Origin of the sequence: Arenibacter troitsensis, assembly GCF_900177645.1 — a bacterium.
Classification (GTDB): Bacteria; Bacteroidota; Bacteroidia; order Flavobacteriales; family Flavobacteriaceae; genus Arenibacter; species Arenibacter troitsensis.
This window is the reverse complement of the sequence record NZ_FXAO01000005.1, coordinates 480160-502472: the sequence shown is the minus strand read 5'-3', so window position 1 is coordinate 502472 and position 22313 is coordinate 480160. Positions and strand designations below refer to the sequence as shown.

The following is a 22313-nucleotide window of genomic DNA, read 5'->3' as shown; positions in this document are numbered from 1 at the left end:
ATTTTCTAATCATCAAATTGTTACATTTACAAGTTGGTACATTGTTGCATTAATTCATTGTTACATTTCCAAATCGACCCATCTTCAAATCATCAGATCCACCAATTTCCAAAAGACCCAATTGATATATTGCTACAATGATTAATTGTTCATTTCCTGCATTTTCAAACCATCAAATTGTCCCATCATCAAATTGTTCCATTGGAACTTTAAATTGTCATTTTCCTATCAATCAAGCAATATTCAACACCTTCCTAAAATTAGTGTCAACAATATCTTTTGAGTAACCCATTTTTTAATATCTTGTCTCTTCTAAAATAATCAACACCATGAAAAATAGTTTTGCATATCTAATGAGCCTAGTATTCTGTCTAGGAATTTTAAATACAATAACCGGGCAAACAGGGGGAGCCAATAAAAAAGATGGCTGGATTTCCTTGTTCAATGGTAAAAATTTGGATGGATGGAAAGTGGGGGAAAATGCGCATACCTTTTCCATTGAGGATGGGGCTATTAAAGTAGAAGGCCCAAAGGCACATTTGTTTTATGTAGGGGATGTAGAGAACCATGATTTCCACAATTTTGAATTCAAAGCCTCTGTGATGACCAAACCAGGCTCCAATTCCGGCATTTATATTCATACCCGTTATCAAGAGGCCAGTTGGCCTGTATATGGCTATGAGGTACAGGTAAACAATTCACAAGGGGATTGGAAACGTACCGGTAGCCTATATGATATTGTAAATGTAATTGAAACCTATGTTGGCGATGATGAATGGTATACCGAATATATTAAAGTAGAAGGCAAAAGAATAATTATTAAAATAAATGACATTGTGGTAGTGGATTATACCGAACCTGAAAATCCTAAGCGTGATCCAGGGGAACGCCAGCATAGGGTATTAAAGGGAGGAACCTTTGCACTGCAGGGTCATGATCCTAAAAGTATAGTGTATTACAAGGATATTATGGTTAAACCTTTGCCTTAATGTAGAACACGAATAAAATAGGAATGCGCTTCTCCAAAATTTTACCCGTTATTGTTGGTTGCTTTACACTGGGCTTATTAATGGTTGGCTGCCAACAACAATCTGAAAACTTATTTCAAAAACCTAACGTAGTTTTTATACTCGTCGATGATTTGGGCTTGGTGGACCTTGGTATAACCGGCAGTAAATATTACGAAACACCAAATATTGATAAATTGGCAAAAGATGGCATGGTGTTTACCCAAGGTTACGCTGCCAGCCGGGTTTGTAGTCCTTCAAGGGCCAGTATTATGACCGGGAAATTTACTGCTAGACACGGAATCACGGACTGGATAGGTGCTGCATCCGGTACGGCATGGCGTTCCCATAATCGTCACGATAAACTACTACCTGCCGAATACGTACACAGTTTACCGGCAAATGATGTGACCATAGCCGAGGCTATGAAGAAAGGGGGGTATAAAACTTTTTTTGCTGGTAAATGGCATTTGGGCTCAGAAGGATCTTATCCTGAGGATCACGGATTTGATATCAACAAAGGAGGTTGGGACAAAGGCAGTCCAATGGGAGGTTATTTTTCACCTTGGGACAATCCAGTGTTGCCTAATAAAGTGGATGGTGAGAACCTTAGCATGCGCTTGGGTATCGAAACCGCAGAATTCATCAAACAGCACAAAGATTCCACTTTTTTCGCTTTTCTTTCGTTTTATGCGGTGCATGGCCCCATACAGACCACCCAGGAAAAATGGAAAAAATATAGGGATAAAGCAGAAGCATTGGGCATAACCGAAAATGGTTATAAGATGGAGCGGGTCCTGCCTATCAGACAAGTACAGGATAACCCTATATACGCCGGACTTGTGGAAAGTATGGACGATGCCGTTGGAGTGGTACTGCAGGCTTTGAAAGATACTGGACTTGAGGATAATACCATAGTGATATTTACTTCTGATAATGGTGGAGTAGCCTCAGGGGATTCCTTTTCTACCAGTAACCTCCCTTTAAGGGGTGGCAAAGGATATCAATGGGAAGGTGGTATTCGGGAACCTTATTTTATTAAGGTACCTTGGCTTAATAATGGAGGCACGCAAAGCGATTTTCCTGTTATAGGTACTGATTTCTATCCAACTATATTGGATTTTGCCAATATTGATGGCTTATCCGAACAACATATAGATGGTATTAGTCTAAAACCGATCCTGGAGGGCAAAAAAATGGATGTGGTAAGACCATTGTTCTGGCATTATCCCCATTATGGCAATCAAGGCGGTAACCCATCGTCAATTATTCGGGAGGAAAACTGGAAACTCATCCATTATTGGGAGGATGGAAGCGAAGAGCTTTATAACTTGGCCAATGATGCAGCAGAGCAGTCCAACGTGATTGTACAATATCCCGATATCGCTAAAAAGTTAAGTAAAAAGCTTCATGGCTGGCTTAGAGAGGTAGGTGCCAATATGCCAACCAAAGACCCTGAATACAATGCAGAATTGGCTCAAAAGCGGCAAAATAGAATTGTAAATGAAAGTTGGCCTGCTTTGGAAGCGCAACGTCTAGAATTCTTAGCCAAAGATTTTGAACCCAACGAAGATTGGTGGGGTAGCAAGGTTACGCGGGATTAGCAATAAGTTTTGGCAAAGGGACAGGACTCCGCAACGCTAAATCATTGCCTTGTGGTTTAATGTGCTATGGGTATGAAATATTTTGGTAAGGGTAAAAGCGGTTTAAAAGCCCCGCATCTCACCCTTTCCCATAGAGTGCCTAATGGGTTTCTCCATGCAGTTTTTCAGGACATATAATGGGTCCCGATTTTTTCCTTGTTATGCAATTAAATAGGTACGGTCAATTTCTTAAGGGAGAGCATATGATGCTACGGAAGGAATCTTCCGATATTATTCCCGTACCCGAACGTTCCGTTCAGGTGGGCAAGTTTTGTGATATTAAAATCTCACTTATTGTGAAAAAAGTAACCCTACTCCTACCTCTATAAATAACTTCAACCTAAAAATAAGAACATGGTTTACCTAGACCATTGGTCGGATATCGCTCCTAGCTGTGCTACATATAGTATGCCTTTGGATTTTTATTCATGTTTTTATCTGACTTTTCCAAATTATGCCTGTGCACGTGACTACATATAACAGGTTTAAAATCAAAAAATTAAATTTTATTATTCTAGAACGCATGTTCTGAGCAAATGATTGGGCGATATGAGCAAGATGTGGCTGTGGGGGGAGTCTATATTTGATTACACTCAATCCTTGACCACTTAATGTTAATAAATTCGATGGTGCAACTATCCGTCCATTGAGTTTTGAGCGGCAACTAATGGTTACGGAAAAGTTGAAAACCAACTAGAATTCTTGAAAAACTTAAAAACTTTAAAATGAAAAGAAAAAATGAACCAGTGCGTGGTTTTAAACCTACGCAAAAGGTACTATGGACTACCTTTTTTTGTTCCATGGTTATGTTTCTTGCCAATGCAAAAACGGACTTAAATGGGATTTTAACGCCTCTGGAATCCATATTGATTGGCGATGAGCTGCAAATGCAGATAAATGGATCCATTACGGATGCCGATGGTGTACCCTTGCCAGGGGCCAACATTGTTGAAAAAGGGACATCCAATGGGGTTACTGCAGATTTCGATGGTAATTTTGCCATTGAAGTAGCCAATGAAAATACAACCCTTGTAGTGTCTTATATTGGCTATGCCACTAAAGAAATTACTCTTAATGGGCAAACGACCATTGCTGTAAGTTTGGAAGAAAGTGCTGCAGGTTTGGATGAAGTGGTACTGATAGGTTACGGAACCCAAAAGAAAAGTGATTTAACAGGAGCTGTAGGTTCTGTCTCCTCGGAAGAGCTTCAAGAGCGACCCGCAGCAAACCTTACGCAATCCTTATCGGGTAAAATGCCAGGAGTAAGTGTTTCTATCAATTCCGGTAGGCCAGGAGGGAAATCAAATATTAGAATCCGTGGAAACTCTTCGGTAAGTCTTGCTAATGATCCTTTATACGTTGTAGATGGGGTTATACTGGTTTCAACGGGCCTTGCGGACAATAGTACGCCTATAGATTATATCAATCCTAATGATATTGCTTCTGTAGAAGTATTAAAAGATGCCTCGGCAACCGCTATTTATGGATCTAGAGGTGCCAATGGTGTAGTTTTGGTAACTACTAAAAGAGGAAGCAATACTGGTGGTAGAATCAGTTATGACAGTTACTATAGTTTGGGTACGCTCGCCAAAAAGGTTGGGGTACTTAATTCCGAGGAATTCTTAATGATCGAGGAGGTAGCCTACCAAAATGCAGAGAAATATGATGCTGTAGGCTTTGCGAACGGTAAATATACGGATCCTGCCTTAAAGAGGAACGATCCAAGATTGTTCGACGCCAACGGAGATCCAATTTATGATACGGACTGGCAGGATGAAGTTACAAGACCTGCATTTACCCAAAATCATCAATTATCTTTTACCGGAGGAAACGAGAAGGGTAGTTATGGAGCCTTTTTGGGTTATATGAACGAAGAGGGTATTATGAAGGATTCGTGGTTGAAGCGATATTCAGGTCGATTTGTTTTTGACTCCAGCATTAAGGATTGGTTAAAAGTGGGCGGTAGTTTAAGCTATAATAATCAAAACGAAAGAGTTATACATGCTTCATGGGTGGGAAGGAATATGATAGAAAATATTCCTATCATTCCCGTTAAATATCCTGATGGTACCTGGGCCAGTAATGCGGATTACCCTGGTATGGAAGGAGGTCCCAATCCGGTAAGGGTTGCAGAAGAATACAAGAGATACCTAAAAACCAATACTGTGCTTGGTAATATTTTTGCCAATATTACTTTGGCCAAAGGATTGGACCTAAGAACGTCTTTGGGGGTTAATAGTATCGACCAAAAAATTAATGAATATGCCGGTAGGGAACTAAGTTTTATTGGTACTAATACGAACGGCTATGCCACTAGGTCATTGAGCGAATATCTATCATGGCAGTTTGAAAATTATTTAACCTATCAGAAGGAGATTGCCGAGATTCATTCCTTAACGGGTTTATTGGGTATTTCATGGCAACATGTCAACAGTTCCACTTTCAGTGCTGGTTCACAAAATTTTTCGGATGATTTTTTCTCTTATGATAATTTGGGGGCAGGCTCTGTGGTACGTACGCCAAGTTCTAGTGCATATGCCTATGGACTTAATTCTTATTTTGGAAGAATCAACTACGGCTTGCAGAATAAATATTTACTTACGGTTACAGGGCGTGTAGATGGTTCATCAAAGTTTGGTGCTACCAATAAATATGCGTTCTTTCCTTCAGCGGCATTGGCCTGGAAAGTGTCCGAAGAAAATTTCTTAAGGGAATCTTCAGCAATTTCAAATCTTAAATTACGTACTAGTTATGGTGTTACCGGTAACTCGGAAATTCCGGCTTATGGTGCGCTTTCAGGTCTTGGAAACTATGCCTACGTAGTTAACAATGCCTTAGTAAATGGTATTGGTATAGACAGGTTGGCCAACCCCAACTTGCAATGGGAAAAAACTGAACAGGTAGATGCCGGTATAGAGCTGGGTCTTTTTAATGGTAGGGTTTCTATGGAGGCGGATGTGTATAGAAAGTTGACCACGGATATGCTTTTAAATTCCCCGGTACCAACCAGTAGTGGTTATGCTTCGGTATTTAGGAATATAGGTAGTATGGAAAATAAAGGATTCGAATATTCCTTGAATACAAAGAATATAATGACTACGGATTTCTCATGGGAAACCGATTTCAATATCGCCATGAACAAGAATAAAGTAGTTGCGCTTTCCGGCGGTAGTGATATATTCTCTAGTCGTACCATAATCAGGGAAGGGGAACCTGTAGGTTCGTTTTTCGGATTGGTTCACCTGGGAACTTGGGGAACCGATGAAGAGGCGGAAGCAGCTAAATATTTTAGGCTGCCAGGCGATGTGAAAATAGAGGACAGAAATAATGATGGGGTTATCAACCAAGCGGACCGTACAATAATAGGGAAAGGTATACCGGATGGATACGGTAGTTTTATCAATACCTTCCGTTATAAGAATTTTGAATTGTTGGTAGATCTGCAATTCCAGTATGGTAATGATATCATGTATATTACGACACGCCCTCAGGAAAATCGCCAGGGTATTGCAAATAGCTTATCCACTGTACTGAATGGTTGGACCCCTGATAATCAGGATACACCAATTGCCCAGTGGAGACCAGTGTCCGCAGGTTATGATAACTTGGATACTTCCCATATGATCCAGGATGGGTCTTTTATTAGGGGCAGAAACCTTCTGTTGGGCTATAATTTTCCTTCCGAAATGACTGAAAAAATAAAACTCAATAGACTTAAGATATATACTTCTGCGCAAAACTTCTTTGTTAGTACAAAATATCAAGGTTATGACCCTGAGGTGCAAACCAGCGATAATACTTTCGGACAAGGAGAGGTTAATTTTGATCAATATCCCAAGCCCAGGGTATTTATGATCGGGTTGAATGCAACATTCTAATTTAAAAAAGACAAAAATGAAAAATTCTATAAAAACACGATTTGGGTTATTTACAATGGCCTTTTCACTATTCCTTACCACGGGATGTTCCGATTTTCTTGAGGAATCAGATCCCACCAATATTACGGCTGAAAGTTATTTTGCAACTGCCGAGCATGCCGAATCGGCTGTTATTTCCATATATTCCAGTTTAAGATCGGTTAGAGGTGGTAGTTATGGGGGCAGCCCATGGCTAATGTTGGAATTTGCAACAGGACTTGCCGATAGTGATTTGGGCCAGGCTGACAATAGCAATATTATTAGAAATTTGACCAATACCTCTGATAATGCATATGGTAAAGCGTATTGGGATAGTAGCTATAAGGGAATTGCCAATGCCAATCTGGCCATTGCAAACATTCCTGATATTGCTATGGACGAAGCCAAGAAAAATAGACTTATGGGCGAGGCCAGATTTTTAAGGGCCTATTATTACTATAACCTGGTTAGAATTTTTGGTTCCGTGCCGTTGATTACAGATCCTATTGATCTGGGCTCGGAAAATCTTTATGCATCTCCTGAATCTGTCGAAAATATCTATGCTTCCATCGAGGAAGATCTTACATTGGCAGAGGCTTCTGGATTGCCCTTTAACGATACCACGGGAAAAGTTACTTTGGGTGCCGTTAAATCCCTATTGTCTAGTGTGTATCTTACCATGGCCGGCTATCCACTGCAAAAAGGGAATGAATATTATAAAAAGGCCGCAGACAAAGCTAAAGAAGTAATCGATTCGGATCAATATAGTCTATTTCCATCATATGCAGATCTTCACGATCCGGCCAGCAATAATATTGGCGAGAATATTTTTATGGTACAATATGAAGCTTTTGTAGATCCATCAAATTGGCAACCATTGATAATCCCTTATAATATGAATATCTCAGCGTATTCTGAGCAGACTGGTGCCATTTATGCCAATCAGAATTTTATACAGTCCTATGAAGCTGGAGACAAAAGGGTTGAAGAAAAGGAATTTTACTACACCACTTATACTTCAAAATTCGATAGGAATGAGACGGTTGTGCTGGGAGGCTACTTTTTATACAAACATTTTGATATTGTGGCCAATCTTGAAACGGCAAGTAGTGACCTTAATTGGGACTTAATTCGCTATGCGGAGGTACTTTTAATTTATGCCGAGGCCCAGAACGAGATTTCCGGACCTACGATCGAAACTGAAGAGGCCTTGAACAAAATCAGAAGAAGAGCCGAACTGGATGAATATACGGGACTTGGCAAAGAGCAATTCAGGGAAGCGGTTTGGAAAGAGAAATGGCACGAGTTGAGCTACGAAAATGTCACCTGGTTCGATATGGTCCGTCTAAGAAAGGCTTTGAACGTAACTACAGGAAACTTTGAGGATTTTGTTGGACATAAATTTGTATATGGCCCTACCCTTACTGCCAGGGAATTGTTGTTCCCTATTCCTACAGATGAATTGAGAAACAATGAAAACCTTGTACAGAACCCTGGATATTAATTTAAGGATAATTTGATATTTTTAAGGTGGAAAAGCCTAAATATGTCGACCTTAGAACTTTTGTTGGAGTAGGTTGCATTTAGTGGGGTTTTCCAAGTTTCATAATAGGAAATCCGGTTGAAAGGAAATAGTATCATGATTAGATAATATTTTCATAATAAATAAAAAAAATGATAACTAAATTGTTCAAAAATAAATTAGGTTGGATTATGGTCATAGACAAATTGCGTCCGTTAGGTTCGCTGGTAGGATATTTTAAGGTTTTTGTTTTTGCTGCATTGGTGATGCCAATGAGCTTAATGGCCCAAAGCCAAGAAAAGAAAAAACCCAATGTCATTATTGTAATTACAGACGATCAGGGTATGGGAGATTTGGGCTGCTATGGAAACCCATATATTAAGACACCTAACCTAGATGCATTTTATAAGGAGTCGGTGCGCTTTACCAATTTTCATGTGTCCACCACCTGTGCTCCTACCAGGGGAGCCATAATGACTGGCAGACATACCAATAGGCTTAACGTATTCCATACCATAACCGGACGTTCACTGCTGTTTGAGGATGAGGTAATTCTACCTCAAGTTTTGGCCCAAAATGGCTATACCAATGGAATGTTCGGCAAATGGCATTTAGGGGATAATTATCCCTACCGCCCTGAAGATAGGGGTTTTCATGAGGTTGTTAGGCATGGTGGGGGAGGAATTACCCAAGGACCAGACTATTGGGGCAACGATTATTTTGACGATACTTATTGGCACAATGGGGAAACTCAAAAATACAAGGGTTACTGTACGGATGTCTTCTTTTCAGAAGCTATGGACTTTATAGAAGAAAATAAAAACGACCCATTTTTCTGTTACATTGCCACCAATGCTCCCCATGGCCCATTTAACCTTCCAAAGAAGTATTTGGATATGTATAAGGGTGTAGATGGCCTTAAAGAGCGGTTTCAACGCTTTTATGGTATGATAACCAATATAGACGACAATTTTAAGTTGCTGCAAAAGAAGTTGGACGAGCTGAAGATAGCGGACAATACCATCTTGATCTTTATGACAGATAATGGTACTGCTGGTGGGCATCAGGTTTTCGATGCCGGTTTAAGAGAAGGTAAAGGGAGTGAATATGAAGGTGGACATAGGGTGCCCCTTTTTATCCGCTGGCCGGACGGACAACTTACCGGAGGTAGGGATATAGACAAACTGGCCGCAGCCTATGATTTGTTGCCCACTTTTGTGGATGTATTGGGGCTGGATTTTAATCCTGTGAAACCCTTGGATGGCACTAGCCTTAAGCCTTTGTTATATGAGCAGGCTGATAATTGGCCCAATAGAACGCTGTATATAGATACCCAAAGACTTCAAAATTTGGTAAAATACAGAAAATACGCTGTTATGGATGATAATTGGAGGTTCGTTAACGGAACGGAACTTTATAACATGAACACAGATCGCAGTCAAACCAAGAATGTAATAGATCAACATCCCGAGGTGGTTGAAAAACTGGCAGAGGGTTATGAAAGATGGTGGCAGTCCTTTGTGGATGAGGGGGTTAACGAAAGATATGCCTATATAAAAGTAGGATCACCGCAAGAAAATCCTAGTCGAATTTCCGCACACGATATGTTAACTGGGAAATTTAACGGTATGTGGCATCAATACGGGGCAACAAGGGCGGTTCAGGCTACTGGAAGATGGAAGATAGAATTCGTGGAAGATGGGGAATATAAAATTAGCCTATGTAGATTCCCACGGGAAAGTGGATTGGAAATTAACGCAACTTTCCCGGCACAGGAAAAAATAGTGGAGCTGGATGGGACAATGCCAGCAAGTGTTAAATCGGATTTTGAAAATGCTTATTTGTATGTTGCGGACGTAGAGCAATCTGCTAAAGTGGAAAAGGGACAGAAGGAAGTATCCTTCACCACTAAGGTTTCAGCAGGGAAATACGATATGGAAGCACAGCTAATAGATAAGGACAATAGGGTGCATCCGGCCTATTATGTTTATATTGAGAAATTATAATTGAAATTTATCTAAAGCTAATTTATAGAAGTAAGAACCACTCATAATCATTCTTAATAGTCAAAGAACAGGTAGGAACCTATAGATTATAGCAGCCCACCTTTTAAAGACCCCTAATTTGGAGAATAGGTCCTCCAAATTAGGGGTTTTTATTTATATTTTGCGACTGTGGCCTGTTCCTTAACTCTTGGAAGTGTAGGTAGGTATACCTTAGACACGGATTGTGTCACGACCAATCCGACCATATAAAGTACTTGATAATTACGTTAGGATAAATGGTCAAAGAGTTGTGCTGCCCTCTAGGCTATTAAAGGACTTGTAACCAAGATGGACTTAGAAAGTAATTGTGTACAATAGCCGATTTTATCTAAACCTATTTGTTATCTTAAGTAACAAGTGTGGTCTGGAAACTAGAATTCTAGAGGTTAAGGGGAAACTTTGGGCAAAGTGGAACTTACTTGGCCTCGGCGCTCTTTAATTACTAATTTCTTTAAGTTATGCAGTATGAAAAAAGTGCTGCCCACAAGAAAAAATGTAATAAATTTTCCGTCGCTTCCGACCTCAGAAATGCATAAGCCCTTTTCATTTGTGTTTTAACGGTGTTGATGGATATTCCCTGCATTTCAGCTATTTCGGCGTAACTGCGTCCATTGATAATCGCGGAAATAAATATTTGTTTCCTGCTTTCAGGGAGCTCGTTAATTAGTGCCTGAATCTTTCTGCCGTTTGTATTGGGAGGATCCATAGGTTCCGGGTCGTTATATTGCGGCGTATTTAGACTTTGAAGAAGTGACTTTTCCTTTTTTGCTTTTTCAATGCAAAGCAAGCTCATATTTTTTACGGCTTTAATGGCATAAGCCTTGAAGGAGATTGTTATGGCGACCGCTTCCCTTCTTTGCCAGTAAGACATGTAAAAATCTTGTACAATATCTTTGGCCAAATCCTTATCCTTGACAATTCCAAAAGCAATTAGGCACAACATAGGAAAATGCTCTTTAAAAAGATGCTCCATTTCTTGGTTGCAATTTTGCTTGTTTTTGGCCATGGTTTTCAAGGACTTATTGTCCCAATTAACTTTTAGGTTATTGTGTTATTGGTGAAATATTGTCTTCAATTATACTAATTTAATTTCATTTGACATAAATATTTATCAAATTCTAAAAAAAATATAATTTTCTTGTCACCCTAAAAACCTATAATACCAACTTATTAAAAAGAACCACAAATATACCTTATGCAAAAGTTGAAATCTGCTTTGATGAAAATTGAACAATCCGGTCAAATAGGATTGGATGCTCTGCAGGATCTTTCCCAGGATGAAAAGGAGATTGTCAACACACTTTTTAATGAGAATTTGGTGTCTGAGGCTTTGGTGTTTCTCGAAGAAATGGACACTGATTTGGAATGGCATGAATTTATGGAGAAGGTTAATGCATCTAAGAATCAAAAGATTATCTTTTGGCGGCCATTGCTAAAATATGCTGCAATTTTTGTTGGAATTATTTCCGTAGGATATATGGTGTTCAGGCAACATCATATTACACCTCCAAACCCCATTTCAGAAACTTCCATAAAGCTCAAAATCGGTGAAGATAATGTGAAGGTAATTCAGGAGGGGAGTAGTCAGCAGATTGTTTCTACTTCAGGTGAAATATTAGGGGTACAAAATGGCAATAGGATAACCTATAAGGTCGATTCTAAAATAGGGCAACTAGTTTATAATGAATTGGAGATTCCGTTTGGAAAAATTTTCGAAGTGGAACTATCGGATGGCACTTTGGTACATTTAAATTCTGGAACAAAAATAAAATATCCTGTCAGGTTCCTAAAAACCGGGAAGAGGGAAATATTTATAAAGGGTGAGGCATACTTCAAGGTGGCCAAGGATAATGAACACCCATTTGTTGTTCATTCAGACGAAGTGTCCGTGCAAGTGTTGGGAACGGAATTTAATTTTTCCTCCTACGATGAGGATGATGAAATTAAGACTGTATTGGTTGAGGGATCCGTTAGAATGACAAATGTATTGAGACCCGAAGATCATTTGGTGTTAGTTCCGGGAAGAAAGGGGACTTGGAACAGAATATCCCATGATACACATGAAGAGAAAGTAGATGTTGGCCTGTACACAGGATGGATCAAAGGAGAACTGGTTTTTAGAAATGTCAGCTTTTCGGATATGTCAAAAAAGCTGGAACGCAGTTATAATGTGATTATTGAAAATAATAATGAACCTCTAAGTGCAAAAATTTTAAACGCCAGGTTTAATGTCGACATTGAAAGTATAGAGGACGTAATGAAATCTATAGGGGAGGTGCATGCCTTTAAATATACTATTAAAGATAGAAGAATAACTATAAACTAATATGAACCTAATAAACAATTGATTATGCCATAACTTTTTGAATGCAGTACAGAAAGTTCAAAAAAAAATCGGAAAATGCTTGAGACCATTTCCCGATTTAAGAACTAATTATTAAACGACCTTTTCAAAATCATTTAATCAAACCAAAATTATGAAAAATAAATTTATGGGGATCTTGCTTTATGGCCTTTTCCCTAAATTAGACTTGAAGATGAAACTTACCACCTTTTTGCTTATAGTTTCGTTGTTTGAGATTCAGGCAAATACCTATGCCCAGGGCACGAAATTAACCTTAGAATTCGATAATGTTCCAGTGGAACAGGTTTTTAGTGAAATAGAAGCGATTTCGGAGTTTCGGTTTTTATATGAGAGTGCGCAGATAGATCTTGATCGAAGAGTAACGATTCATATCAAAAAAAGAAAAATTTCGGAAGTGTTGGCCCTGCTTTTTGCCAATACCGATACCACTTACAAAACTGTCGACCGACAAGTTATACTTACCAAAAAAATAAGTACATCAATATCGCCCATGCTAGGGGGTGTTGATCCGATAAAGGAAGTTGGATCGGTACAGTTCCAGGTGTCAGGTGTAATTACAGATGCGGATAATGTCCCCTTGCCTGGGGCCAATATTGTAGAAAAAGGGACTTCTAATGGTGTTACTGCCGATTTTGATGGTAATTTTTCTATTGAAGTAGCCAATGAAAACACGACCCTTGTTGTTTCTTACATTGGATATGCAACCAAGGAGATCCTAATCAATGGACAATCGAATATTTCTGTTATTCTTGAGGAAGATGCTGCAGGTTTGGACGAAGTTGTGGTGGTGGGATATGGAACTGTTAGAAAGAAAGATTTAACAGGGTCGGTTTCTTCTGTTAAGGGTGTGGATTTAGAGAAAACTCCATCTAATACTTTTGTTCAGGCTTTACAAGGTAAGGCTTCTGGAGTGGATATTAGGGCTGCTTCAAATGCTCCAGGAGGGGGAATTCGAATCAGGGTAAGGGGCACAAATTCAATCAATGCCTCTAGTCAGCCGCTGTATGTAGTTGATGGTTTTCCAATAGATAATGAAAATACGACGCCGGAGGCTGGTGGTAATAGAGCTGCCGCAAGTGACCCATTAACAAGTATTAGTCCTGGTGAAATTGCCTCGATAGAAGTGCTTAAAGATGCTTCGGCTACCGCCATATATGGTGCAAGAGGAGCAAATGGTGTAGTTATAGTTACAACCAAAAGGGGAAGCGTTGGTAAAGCTAAAATAGATTTTGAATATTCTACAGGTATAAGTACGGTAAGAAAAAAATTAGATTTAGCGAACGCGGAGGAGCTGGCCATATTGACTAATGAATGGGCTATTAACAACAATCAACCACTTATTTATGATGGTGTAAATAAGCCATTACCCGAGGAACTTGGTGAAGGTACTGATTGGCAAGATCAGATATTTAGAACGGCAATCACAAATAATTACAATCTTACCGTATCTGGAGGTCGGGAGGGTACTCGCTATTTGGTTTCGGGAAATTATATGGATCAAGATGGTATAATTATCGAATCCAATTTTAAAAGGGCCGGATTAAAATTTAATCTAGATCAAGATTTAGGAGAAAGATTAAAATTTGGTATGAACACCAATATTACAAGAACCATTAATGATGCTGTAGATTCAGACGGTGGGGGTTATCAAAATGATACACCACTTTGGAATGCTTTGGCCACTACTCCGGTAATTCCTGTTACGGACAGTGAGGGGAATTATATTCATAATCACGATGAAACGGTAAAGGTATTGGAAAATCCTGTTTCAATAGCCAAAACACGGACAGACATTACATATAATACTCGTATACTGAGCAATGCTTTTATGCAATACGAACTTTTCAATGGATTTTCTTTTAAAGCCAATTTTGGGGCTGATCTTATTAATTCCAAAAGGAATGCCTATACTCCAACGACGGCAGAAACCCAGGCATTACCCAATAACGGCATAGCTTCTATAGGGAATGTGCAGAGAACCAATTTGTTGGCGGAATATACTTTTAATTACAACAAGAGCTTTGGAGATTTGCATCGCTTGGATGCAGTTATAGGATATACTTTTCAAAACAACAAGTTGGAAAGTGTATTTTCCCGGACGGACGATTTTTTTACGGACTTAGTGGAGTTTAATAACCTTGAGCTTGGTTCCGATCCACGCCCGTCAAAAAGTGGGGCAACTGAAACGGCTTTGCTGTCATACTTAGGACGGGTCAATTATGTCTTCAATAATAAGTATATAGCAACGGCTTCAATTCGTAGGGATGGATCTTCAAAATTTGGAAACGGTAGAAAATGGGGTGTTTTCCCATCAGGAGCGTTGGCTTGGCGATTGATAGAAGAAGATTTTATCAAAGATCTAAATGTGTTCAGCAAGTTAAAGCTAAGAGGTAGTTATGGTTTAACCGGAAACGAGTCCATCGGAGCTTATAATTCATTGGCATTGTACGCGGCAACTGCACAACCTATTATTGGTGGTGTTCCTGTTGTTGGTCTTGCTCCCAATCGTATTAATAACCCCGATCTAAAATGGGAGCGTACAAAACAAACCGATTTGGGCTTGGAAATGGGTTTGCTTGATGGTAGTTTGAATTTGGAAGCAGGGTATTATGTTAAAACTACAGAAGACCTTTTATTAAGTGTGGCCATACCTACACAGTCAGGTTATTCCACAAGCGTACAAAATATTGGAAAAGTGGAAAACAGGGGATTCGAGTTTGATCTTGGGTACACCCATAATTTTGGAAAACTATCGTGGAGTTCCAATTTCAATATTTCCTTTAATAGAAATAAATTATTGGAACTACCTGAAGGTACGGAAGAGCTTATCAATGGAATAGGTAGGGGCGAGACTGCCTATGGATATTCAATAGCAAGGGAAGGGGAACCATTAGGCCAGTTTTTTGGTTATCGTTTTTTGGGAATCTGGGAATCGGAAGAAGAAATTATATCTGCAGGCAATACTGTTGGTGGGGTTAATAGGGTGGGACTGCCCAAATATAAAGATTTGAATGGCGATGGATTTAAGACTAACTTGGATGATAGGGAAGTTGTTGGTGATCCCAATCCCGATTTTATATACGGATTTACCAATACTTTTTCATATAAAAATATTAACCTATCCATCTTTATTAACGGGAGTCAAGGGAACGACTTGGCCAACATGAATACTATAGGGTTATACGCCCAACCCCAAAAACACAATGTACTACAAAAGGCCTTTGATGAACGTTGGACTGGGCCAGGATCAAGCACTACTATTGAGGCACCACTTACCAATGCTGGGGAGTGGAAGAATTTTAGCGATAGAAATGTGGAGGATGGTTCCTATTTGAGATTTAAAACAATCAATCTTTCCTATGATTTGCCAATAGATGAATTAGGCTTGGACTGGTGTAGAAGTGCACAGCTTTTTGTTGCTGCCGATAACCTTATCACCATTACCAATTATTCTGGTTTTGATCCGGAAGTGGATTTGTACGCCACTAACAATGTTAGTTTCGGTGTTGATAATGGAGCCTATCCGTCATCAAGAACTATTAGGCTGGGAGTGAAATTGGGATTTTAATTTAAAGGGAAAAATATCATGAAAAATATAAAATATTTTATAAGTGCTTTGATGTCTATCTTGCTATTCATGACGTCTTGCGAAAGTTATCTTGAAGAGAATCCTGCGGGAAACATAAGTATAGCAAATTTTTATTCCTCGGAGGATGATGCCATCGCTGGACTGTACGGGGTATATAATTCTGTATATGGTTTATATGGCAACACGGCTATTAATTATGGAGAGGTAAATGCCGATAATGCCACTATCTCCCCAAATGTATCGGATTTGTTCGAGTGGGACGAATTTACCTACAATAATGGTACTACTGAAGGGTTTTGGAGAACTGCATATGATGGCATCAATTTGGCCAACGAGGTTGCACTTTATACGTCAGAAATTGATTTTGATGTTGAGAAGAGAGCTGATATTGTTTCAGAGGCAAAAGCGCTTAGAGCTTTGTTTTATTGGCATTTGGTCCGTGCCATGGGCGGAGTGCCCATTTATGAGACTCCAACAGTAGGTTTTGATGAGGTGAATTCACCGAGGGCTACCTCGGACGAGGTCTATAGTCTAATTCTGAGGGATTTGAAAGAAGCAGCATTGGAATTGCCTTCTACAAGTGCAGCCGGTAGGTTGAATGCCCATATAGCGGATGCTTTGCTGGCACGCATTTATCTTTATATAGGCGATTACCCGAATGCATATGCCCATGCCAAAAATGTAATCGATTCTAATCAATATGATCTCTTTCCCGACTACGCAAATGCTTTTAAAACGGAGCACAACAATGGTGTGGAACATGTGTATCAAATCCAATATCTAAGTGGTGAAAGGAATAACTCAATTCCCGGATCTTTTGGCCCTAGAGCCTTACCAGGACCATACGGAAACTCTTTTTGGGCCAATACAGTGGTTGGTGGTTCAATTGCTCCAAGTGCAGAATTTAATGCTAACAATCCAATATCATATCGCCGATCTGTAACTATTGCGGATAGCTATGAACATATTGATGGTGTAAGCGGTACAATTACCATGGAGGAGGCTTATGGTCCAGGAGTCTTTCCTTACTATGTAAGTAAATTTGATGATCGAGCCAATGAGTTGCAATCTGGGGTTAATTTTAATGTTATCAGGTATGCGGATATTTTGTTGATTGCGGCTGAGGCTCTTAATGAGGTGGATCCCGGTGATAACCAAAAATATATCTGGATCAACAAGGTGCGCGAAAGAGCCAGAAATGGTGTAGTGTCCGACCTTCCTGATTTGGAGGGCTTATCCCAAGATGATTTTAGAACTGCCGTTCTGGAGGAAAGGAGATACGAGTTGGCATTTGAAGGGCAAAGAGCATGGGATTTGAAAAGAAGGGGACAATTTCTGACGGTAATGAGAGCACAGGGAAAAAATGTTGAAGACCATATGCTACTGTTTCCAATTCCAGATAATCAGATTAGATTGAATCCCAACTTAACTCAGAATCCAGGTTGGTAGAAGCGCTGTTTGTATTATTCGAGTATAATATGGTTTGAGTAATATATGCTTTATCAGGAAGTTTAGGTTGGGGAGTGTACATTTCCCCAACCTAATATTTTTATGGGTTGAAAGGTAAAGAACAGGAGTTTTTTTTTGATCCTAGTCGTAATTTTAGAACTTCATAAATGTATTGTATAAATAATTTATAGGTTCCTTAGGTACTTTTATTTGGAATTTTCTTGCTTTAAAGACAAGTGTTGTGTTATGAAATTAGTTAAAATTTGGGTTGTAGGAATATTATTTTTAGTAGGTTGTTCGGAGGGTCCAAAAAAAAAGGAAATCAGTCCAACAGAAAACCCAACCCCTAACATCATACTGCTGATGGCCGATGACCAGGGTTGGGGAGATATGGCGTATAACGGCCATCCTCATCTTAAAACTCCTAATTTGGATGCCATGGCTGCCAATGGAGCTGTTTTTGAACGTTTCTATTCGGCGTCTGCTGTATGTTCCCCAACACGTGGAAGTGTAATGACGGGAAGACATCCGCTTCGCTATGGAATTTGCCATGCCAATTGTGGTCATATAAAAGCCGAGGAAATTACTTTGGGGGAAATGGTCAAAGATATGGGCTATACTACAGGGCATTTTGGTAAATGGCATTTGGGAACCCTGACACGCGATATTGTAGAGGCCAATAGGGGAGGAAGGGAAAAATTCGACGGGGATTATGCCCCTCCCTGGGATCATGGTTTTGATGTGAGTTTTGTAACGGAATCCAAGGTGCCTACCTGGGATCCCATGATCACCCCATCACAATCCTCTGGAGACGTCAATGGGGCTTTAAAAGAAGGGGAACCTTTCAATACCTCTTACTGGACCGGTCCGGGCCAAATTGCCAAAGAAAATTTGGAAGGGGACGACTCCAGGGTAATTATGGACAGGGCCATACCCTTTATTGAAAATGCAGTAAAAAGCAATAAACCATTTTTGAGTATTATTTGGTTTCATACCCCCCATTTGCCCGTATTGGCAGGGGATGAAGACAGAGCTTCCTATGCCCACCTTTCCGAGGACCAGCAACATTATTATGGTGTGTTAACCGCTTTGGACAAACAAGTGGGGAGACTACGGGATAAACTAAAGGAATTGGGCATTGAAGAAAATACCGTCCTTTTCTATACCAGTGACAATGGTCCCGAGGGAAAATCGGTGTCCGGACGCACCCAAGGCCTTACCAAAGGGCTCAAAGGGAGGAAAAGAAGTTTGAATGAAGGAGGAATCCGTGTACCTGGTATTATGGAGTGGCCAGGAATGATAAAACCGGGGACAACAGTGGAGGTTCCTTGTTTTACATCCGACTATTATCCCACAATAGCCAATATTTTGGGAGTAGACCTTAGTAAAAATAAAAGGCCTTATGATGGTGTGGATATGTGGCCCATAGTAAAAGGTGAATTAAAGCGCAGGACGGAACCCTTGGCCTTTCATTTTCAGGGACAGGCAGCCTTAATAGACAATGAGTACAAGATTTATAGCGATGATAACGGAGAGCATTTTGCACTTTATAATATAGAGAGTGATGTGGGAGAAAATAAAAATCTGGCAAATGAACAGCCTACAAAATTGAACGAAATGGTTGCTTATTGGAATCAATGGAAGGATTCTCAGGAGATGAGTGCTTCGGGCCGGGATTATTGATTATTTTAGCGACTGCGCCATTAAAAAAAAACTGAAATTTAATTTTTCATACCAAAAATAAACAAATATGAGATTACTTTTTTGCCTGCCCCTTCTTAGTATTTTACTACTTGGATCCTGTAAACCATCCGGATCTGAAAAGGTCTCCAAGGTTGGAGATAAGCCCAATATCGTTTTTCTATTTGCCGATGACCAGACCTTTGAAAGTATTAGGGCTCTGGGTTTTGATGAGGTACATACCCCAAATTTGGATCGTTTGGTAAATGGGGGTACTTCCTTTACCCATGCATACAATATGGGGGGCTGGAACGGTGCCATTTGTGTGGCATCACGGGCAATGATCATTTCCGGATCTTATATTTGGAACGCCAAAGAAAAAAGTGAACTGTGGTCCAAGGGAGACACTACGGCGCTGAACCAGACATGGAGCCGCTTGATGCAAAATCAAGGTTATGATACTTATATGACAGGGAAATGGCATGTACAGGCACCTGCAGGTACTATATTTAACGATGCCAGACATATACGTCCCGGTATGCCGAAAGATCATGCCAATAAATTGGGCACATCCATAAAAAAGTGGAAAGAGGAGTCCGGGGACATGAAGGATTGGAACGACTATATGCCGCTGGGCTATGGACGGCCAACGGGTCCGGACGATACGGAATGGCAACCTACAGACACCCTTCAGGGAGGTTTTTGGGAAGGTGGTAAACATTGGAGCGAAGTGGTCCGTGATGATGCTCTTGCATTTTTAGATTTGGCCACCAAGAAAGATGATCCCTTTTTTATGTACCTAGCTTTTAACGCAACCCATGATCCAAGACAGGCACCCCAACGCTTTTTGGATATGTACCCCTTGGAAAATATTAAGGTACCTGAAAACTTTTTACCGGAATATCCATATAAGGATGATATGGGCAATCAACCCGGTTTAAGGGATGAAGCCTTGGCCCCATTTCCAAGAACGGAATATGCGGTGAAAGTACACAGGCAGGAATATTATGCGCTATTGAGCCATATGGACGAGCAGATAGGGATTATTTTGGATTCCTTGGAGGCTTCTGGAAAAATGGATAATACCTATATCTTTTTCGGTGCGGACCATGGTCTGTCTGTAGGACATCATGGCCTGATCGGAAAGCAGAGTATGTTCGACCATAGTGTGCGTATTCCAATGATGGTAGTCGGTCCTGGCATTCCGAAGGGCAAAACTTTGGACCAGGATGTTTATCTACAGGACATCATGGCAACTTCCCTGGAATTGGCTGGTGTGGATAAACCGGACTATGTAGAGTTCAACAGCTTCATGGATATTATTAAGGGGGAAAGACAGGAAAGCCATTACAATGGAATTTACGGGGCCTATATAGATGTACAACGTATGTTACGAAAGGATGGGTTTAAACTTTTGATCTACCCAAAAATAGACAAGGTGCTTTTGTTCGACTTGAAAAATGATCCTAACGAAATGAACGACTTGGCCGAAAGTCCAGAGTACAAGGAGAAGGTCAAAACCCTTTTTAAAGACCTGTTGGAGCTTCAAAAAACAATGGATGATAAATTGGACCTTAGTGAACTTTATAATAAAATTTACAATTAAAGGAAATATATATTCATGTTGATACGAAGAATATTTTGTGCCAGTATACTTGTGTTTTTATTTGGTTGCGGCGATGCAGCTAAAACTAAGCCATCCGCGGACCAGCAGCCACCTAATATATTATTTATTTTGGTCGATGATCTTGGAAAGGAATGGATCAGCAGTTATGGTGCGGAGGATATAGAGACCCCAAATATAGATGCATTGGCCAAGTCTGGCATTAAATTCAACAATGTATATTCCATGCCCCAATGTACTCCTTCAAGGGTCACTTTGCTTACTGGTCAATATCCGTTTAGACATGGATGGGTAAACCATTGGGACGTTCCACGTTGGGGCGGGGGAGCCCATTTTGACGAGATAGAGAACCCTGCTTTGGTCAATGAATTGAGAAGGGCAGGTTACAAAACGTGTATAGCCGGTAAATGGCAGATCGACGATTTTCGGGTAGAACCGGATGCGTTGGAGAAAGTTGGATTTGATGAATATTGTATGTGGACGGGTTACGAGGCAGGTATCGAAGCCAGCGCTGAAAGATATTGGGACCCTTATGTTTATACCAAAGAAGGCTGTAAGACTTATCCTGGGGCGTTTGGTCCTGATATTTTCCGTGATTTTATCATAGACTTTTTGAAAGAAAATAAGGAAGATCCCATGTTTGTCTATTACCCTATGGTATTGACCCATACCCCCTTGGTGAATACCCCGGACGAATCTGCAAACGATAATTTGGGCAAACACAAGGCCATGGTTCGTTACACCGATAAGATTGTTGGGCAATTGGTAGCTGCTTTAAAACAAAATGGCCTGTTGGAAAATACGTTGATCGTCTTTACAACGGACAATGGCACCACTCAGTCCATTACCGGCACTTATAAAGGTGAACAAGTAAAGGGGGGTAAATCCACTACTTTGGAAGCGGGTATCTGTGAACCATTTTTGGTCAGTTGGCCAGGACAAATAAAGCCGGATCAGGAATCGAATGCGCTTATCGATTTTACGGATGTCCTTCCAACCTTTTTGGACTTGGCAGGGGTTGGCTCAAAGGATAAATGGAAAGATGTCAATGCCTCGCATATAATAGATGGCAAGTCTTTTGCGAAGGTTTTGTTGGAGGGTGACAAGGCCTCCCAGCGCAATTGGATTTTAGGCATGGGTGGTGGAAACTTCGCACGTCTCACGGAAGGTGGTGTGGAAAATCAATATAAATTTAGGGATCGGGTTCTTCGCGATCAAAAATTTAAATTATATATTGATTCCAAGGGTGAGCCGGAAAAGTTCTTTGATGTGGTCAACGATCCCTTTGAGCGTCATGACCTAAAGGACAGTCTTAATACTCCCGAAAGGAAAAATGGTTTTAACAATCTTTTGGAAGTGGTCCATTCTTTTCCAAAGGAGGATAGTGATCCAAAATACAAGAACAACCCACCGCAGGATTGGGATGTAAAGGTTACTGCAGAGAGTGGTATTTGGAAAAAGTAATTTAATGCCTATTGAGTAATATTGAAGTT

13 protein-coding genes are annotated in these 22313 nt (G+C 40.2%); 12 read left to right on the top strand and 1 reads right to left on the bottom strand.

The genetic code is table 11. From position 1 onward, the window contains the following. The first annotated feature begins 329 nt into the window (after positions 1-329). The 6 genes from B9Y87_RS14075 to B9Y87_RS14050 all read left to right on the top strand — a co-directional run bounded on the left by B9Y87_RS14075 (position 330) and on the right by B9Y87_RS14050 (position 10074). Positions 330-989: a 3-keto-disaccharide hydrolase gene (locus B9Y87_RS14075; protein ID WP_085499589.1), complete on the top strand. Its 660-nt coding sequence runs from the start codon at positions 330-332 to the stop codon at positions 987-989. 23 nt (positions 990-1012) lie between these two features. Then, positions 1013-2611, top strand: coding sequence for a sulfatase (locus B9Y87_RS14070; RefSeq protein ID WP_085499588.1), 1599 nt, complete (start codon positions 1013-1015; stop codon positions 2609-2611). A gap of 176 nt (positions 2612-2787) precedes the next feature. Next, positions 2788-2979, top strand: a complete 192-nt coding sequence (locus B9Y87_RS21960) for a hypothetical protein (RefSeq protein ID WP_085499587.1) — start codon at positions 2788-2790, stop codon at positions 2977-2979. A 396-nt stretch (positions 2980-3375) separates the two neighbouring features. Beyond that, positions 3376-6528 carry a SusC/RagA family TonB-linked outer membrane protein gene (locus tag B9Y87_RS14060; protein WP_085499586.1) on the top strand — a complete coding sequence of 1051 codons (3153 nt, stop codon included), beginning with the start codon at positions 3376-3378 and terminating at the stop codon, positions 6526-6528. Between the two features lie 16 nt (positions 6529-6544). Then, positions 6545-8050: a RagB/SusD family nutrient uptake outer membrane protein gene (locus B9Y87_RS14055; RefSeq protein ID WP_085499625.1), complete on the top strand. Its 1506-nt coding sequence runs from the start codon at positions 6545-6547 to the stop codon at positions 8048-8050. 170 nt (positions 8051-8220) lie between these two features. Further along, entirely contained in the window at positions 8221-10074 is a 1854-nt protein-coding gene (locus B9Y87_RS14050; RefSeq protein WP_217807522.1) for an arylsulfatase, read from the top strand. A 490-nt stretch (positions 10075-10564) separates the two neighbouring features. On the opposite strand, the gene B9Y87_RS14045 is transcribed toward B9Y87_RS14050, so the two are convergent. Beyond that, positions 10565-11119 (bottom strand): sigma-70 family RNA polymerase sigma factor, encoded by a 555-nt coding sequence (locus B9Y87_RS14045; RefSeq protein WP_085499585.1) that lies wholly within the window; start codon positions 11117-11119, stop codon positions 10565-10567. Between the two features lie 189 nt (positions 11120-11308). Between B9Y87_RS14045 and B9Y87_RS14040 the strand changes: the two genes are divergently transcribed. From B9Y87_RS14040 to B9Y87_RS14015, 6 genes are all read left to right on the top strand, one after another. Further along, entirely contained in the window at positions 11309-12439 is a 1131-nt protein-coding gene (locus tag B9Y87_RS14040; protein ID WP_085499584.1) for a FecR family protein, read from the top strand. A 151-nt stretch (positions 12440-12590) separates the two neighbouring features. Beyond that, complete coding sequence (locus tag B9Y87_RS14035; RefSeq protein ID WP_085499583.1) at positions 12591-16046, top strand: TonB-dependent receptor; 3456 nt, start codon at positions 12591-12593, stop codon at positions 16044-16046. A gap of 18 nt (positions 16047-16064) precedes the next feature. Further along, positions 16065-17516 (top strand): RagB/SusD family nutrient uptake outer membrane protein, encoded by a 1452-nt coding sequence (locus B9Y87_RS14030; RefSeq protein WP_085499582.1) that lies wholly within the window; start codon positions 16065-16067, stop codon positions 17514-17516. Between the two features lie 246 nt (positions 17517-17762). Beyond that, positions 17763-19199 (top strand): sulfatase family protein, encoded by a 1437-nt coding sequence (locus B9Y87_RS14025; RefSeq protein WP_085499581.1) that lies wholly within the window; start codon positions 17763-17765, stop codon positions 19197-19199. Between the two features lie 67 nt (positions 19200-19266). Beyond that, positions 19267-20802, top strand: a complete 1536-nt coding sequence (locus B9Y87_RS14020; RefSeq protein ID WP_085499580.1) for a sulfatase family protein — start codon at positions 19267-19269, stop codon at positions 20800-20802. A 15-nt stretch (positions 20803-20817) separates the two neighbouring features. Then, a complete protein-coding gene (locus B9Y87_RS14015; protein ID WP_085499579.1) occupies positions 20818-22284 on the top strand; it encodes a sulfatase family protein in 1467 nt (488 codons plus the stop codon). Positions 22285-22313 lie beyond the last annotated feature (29 nt).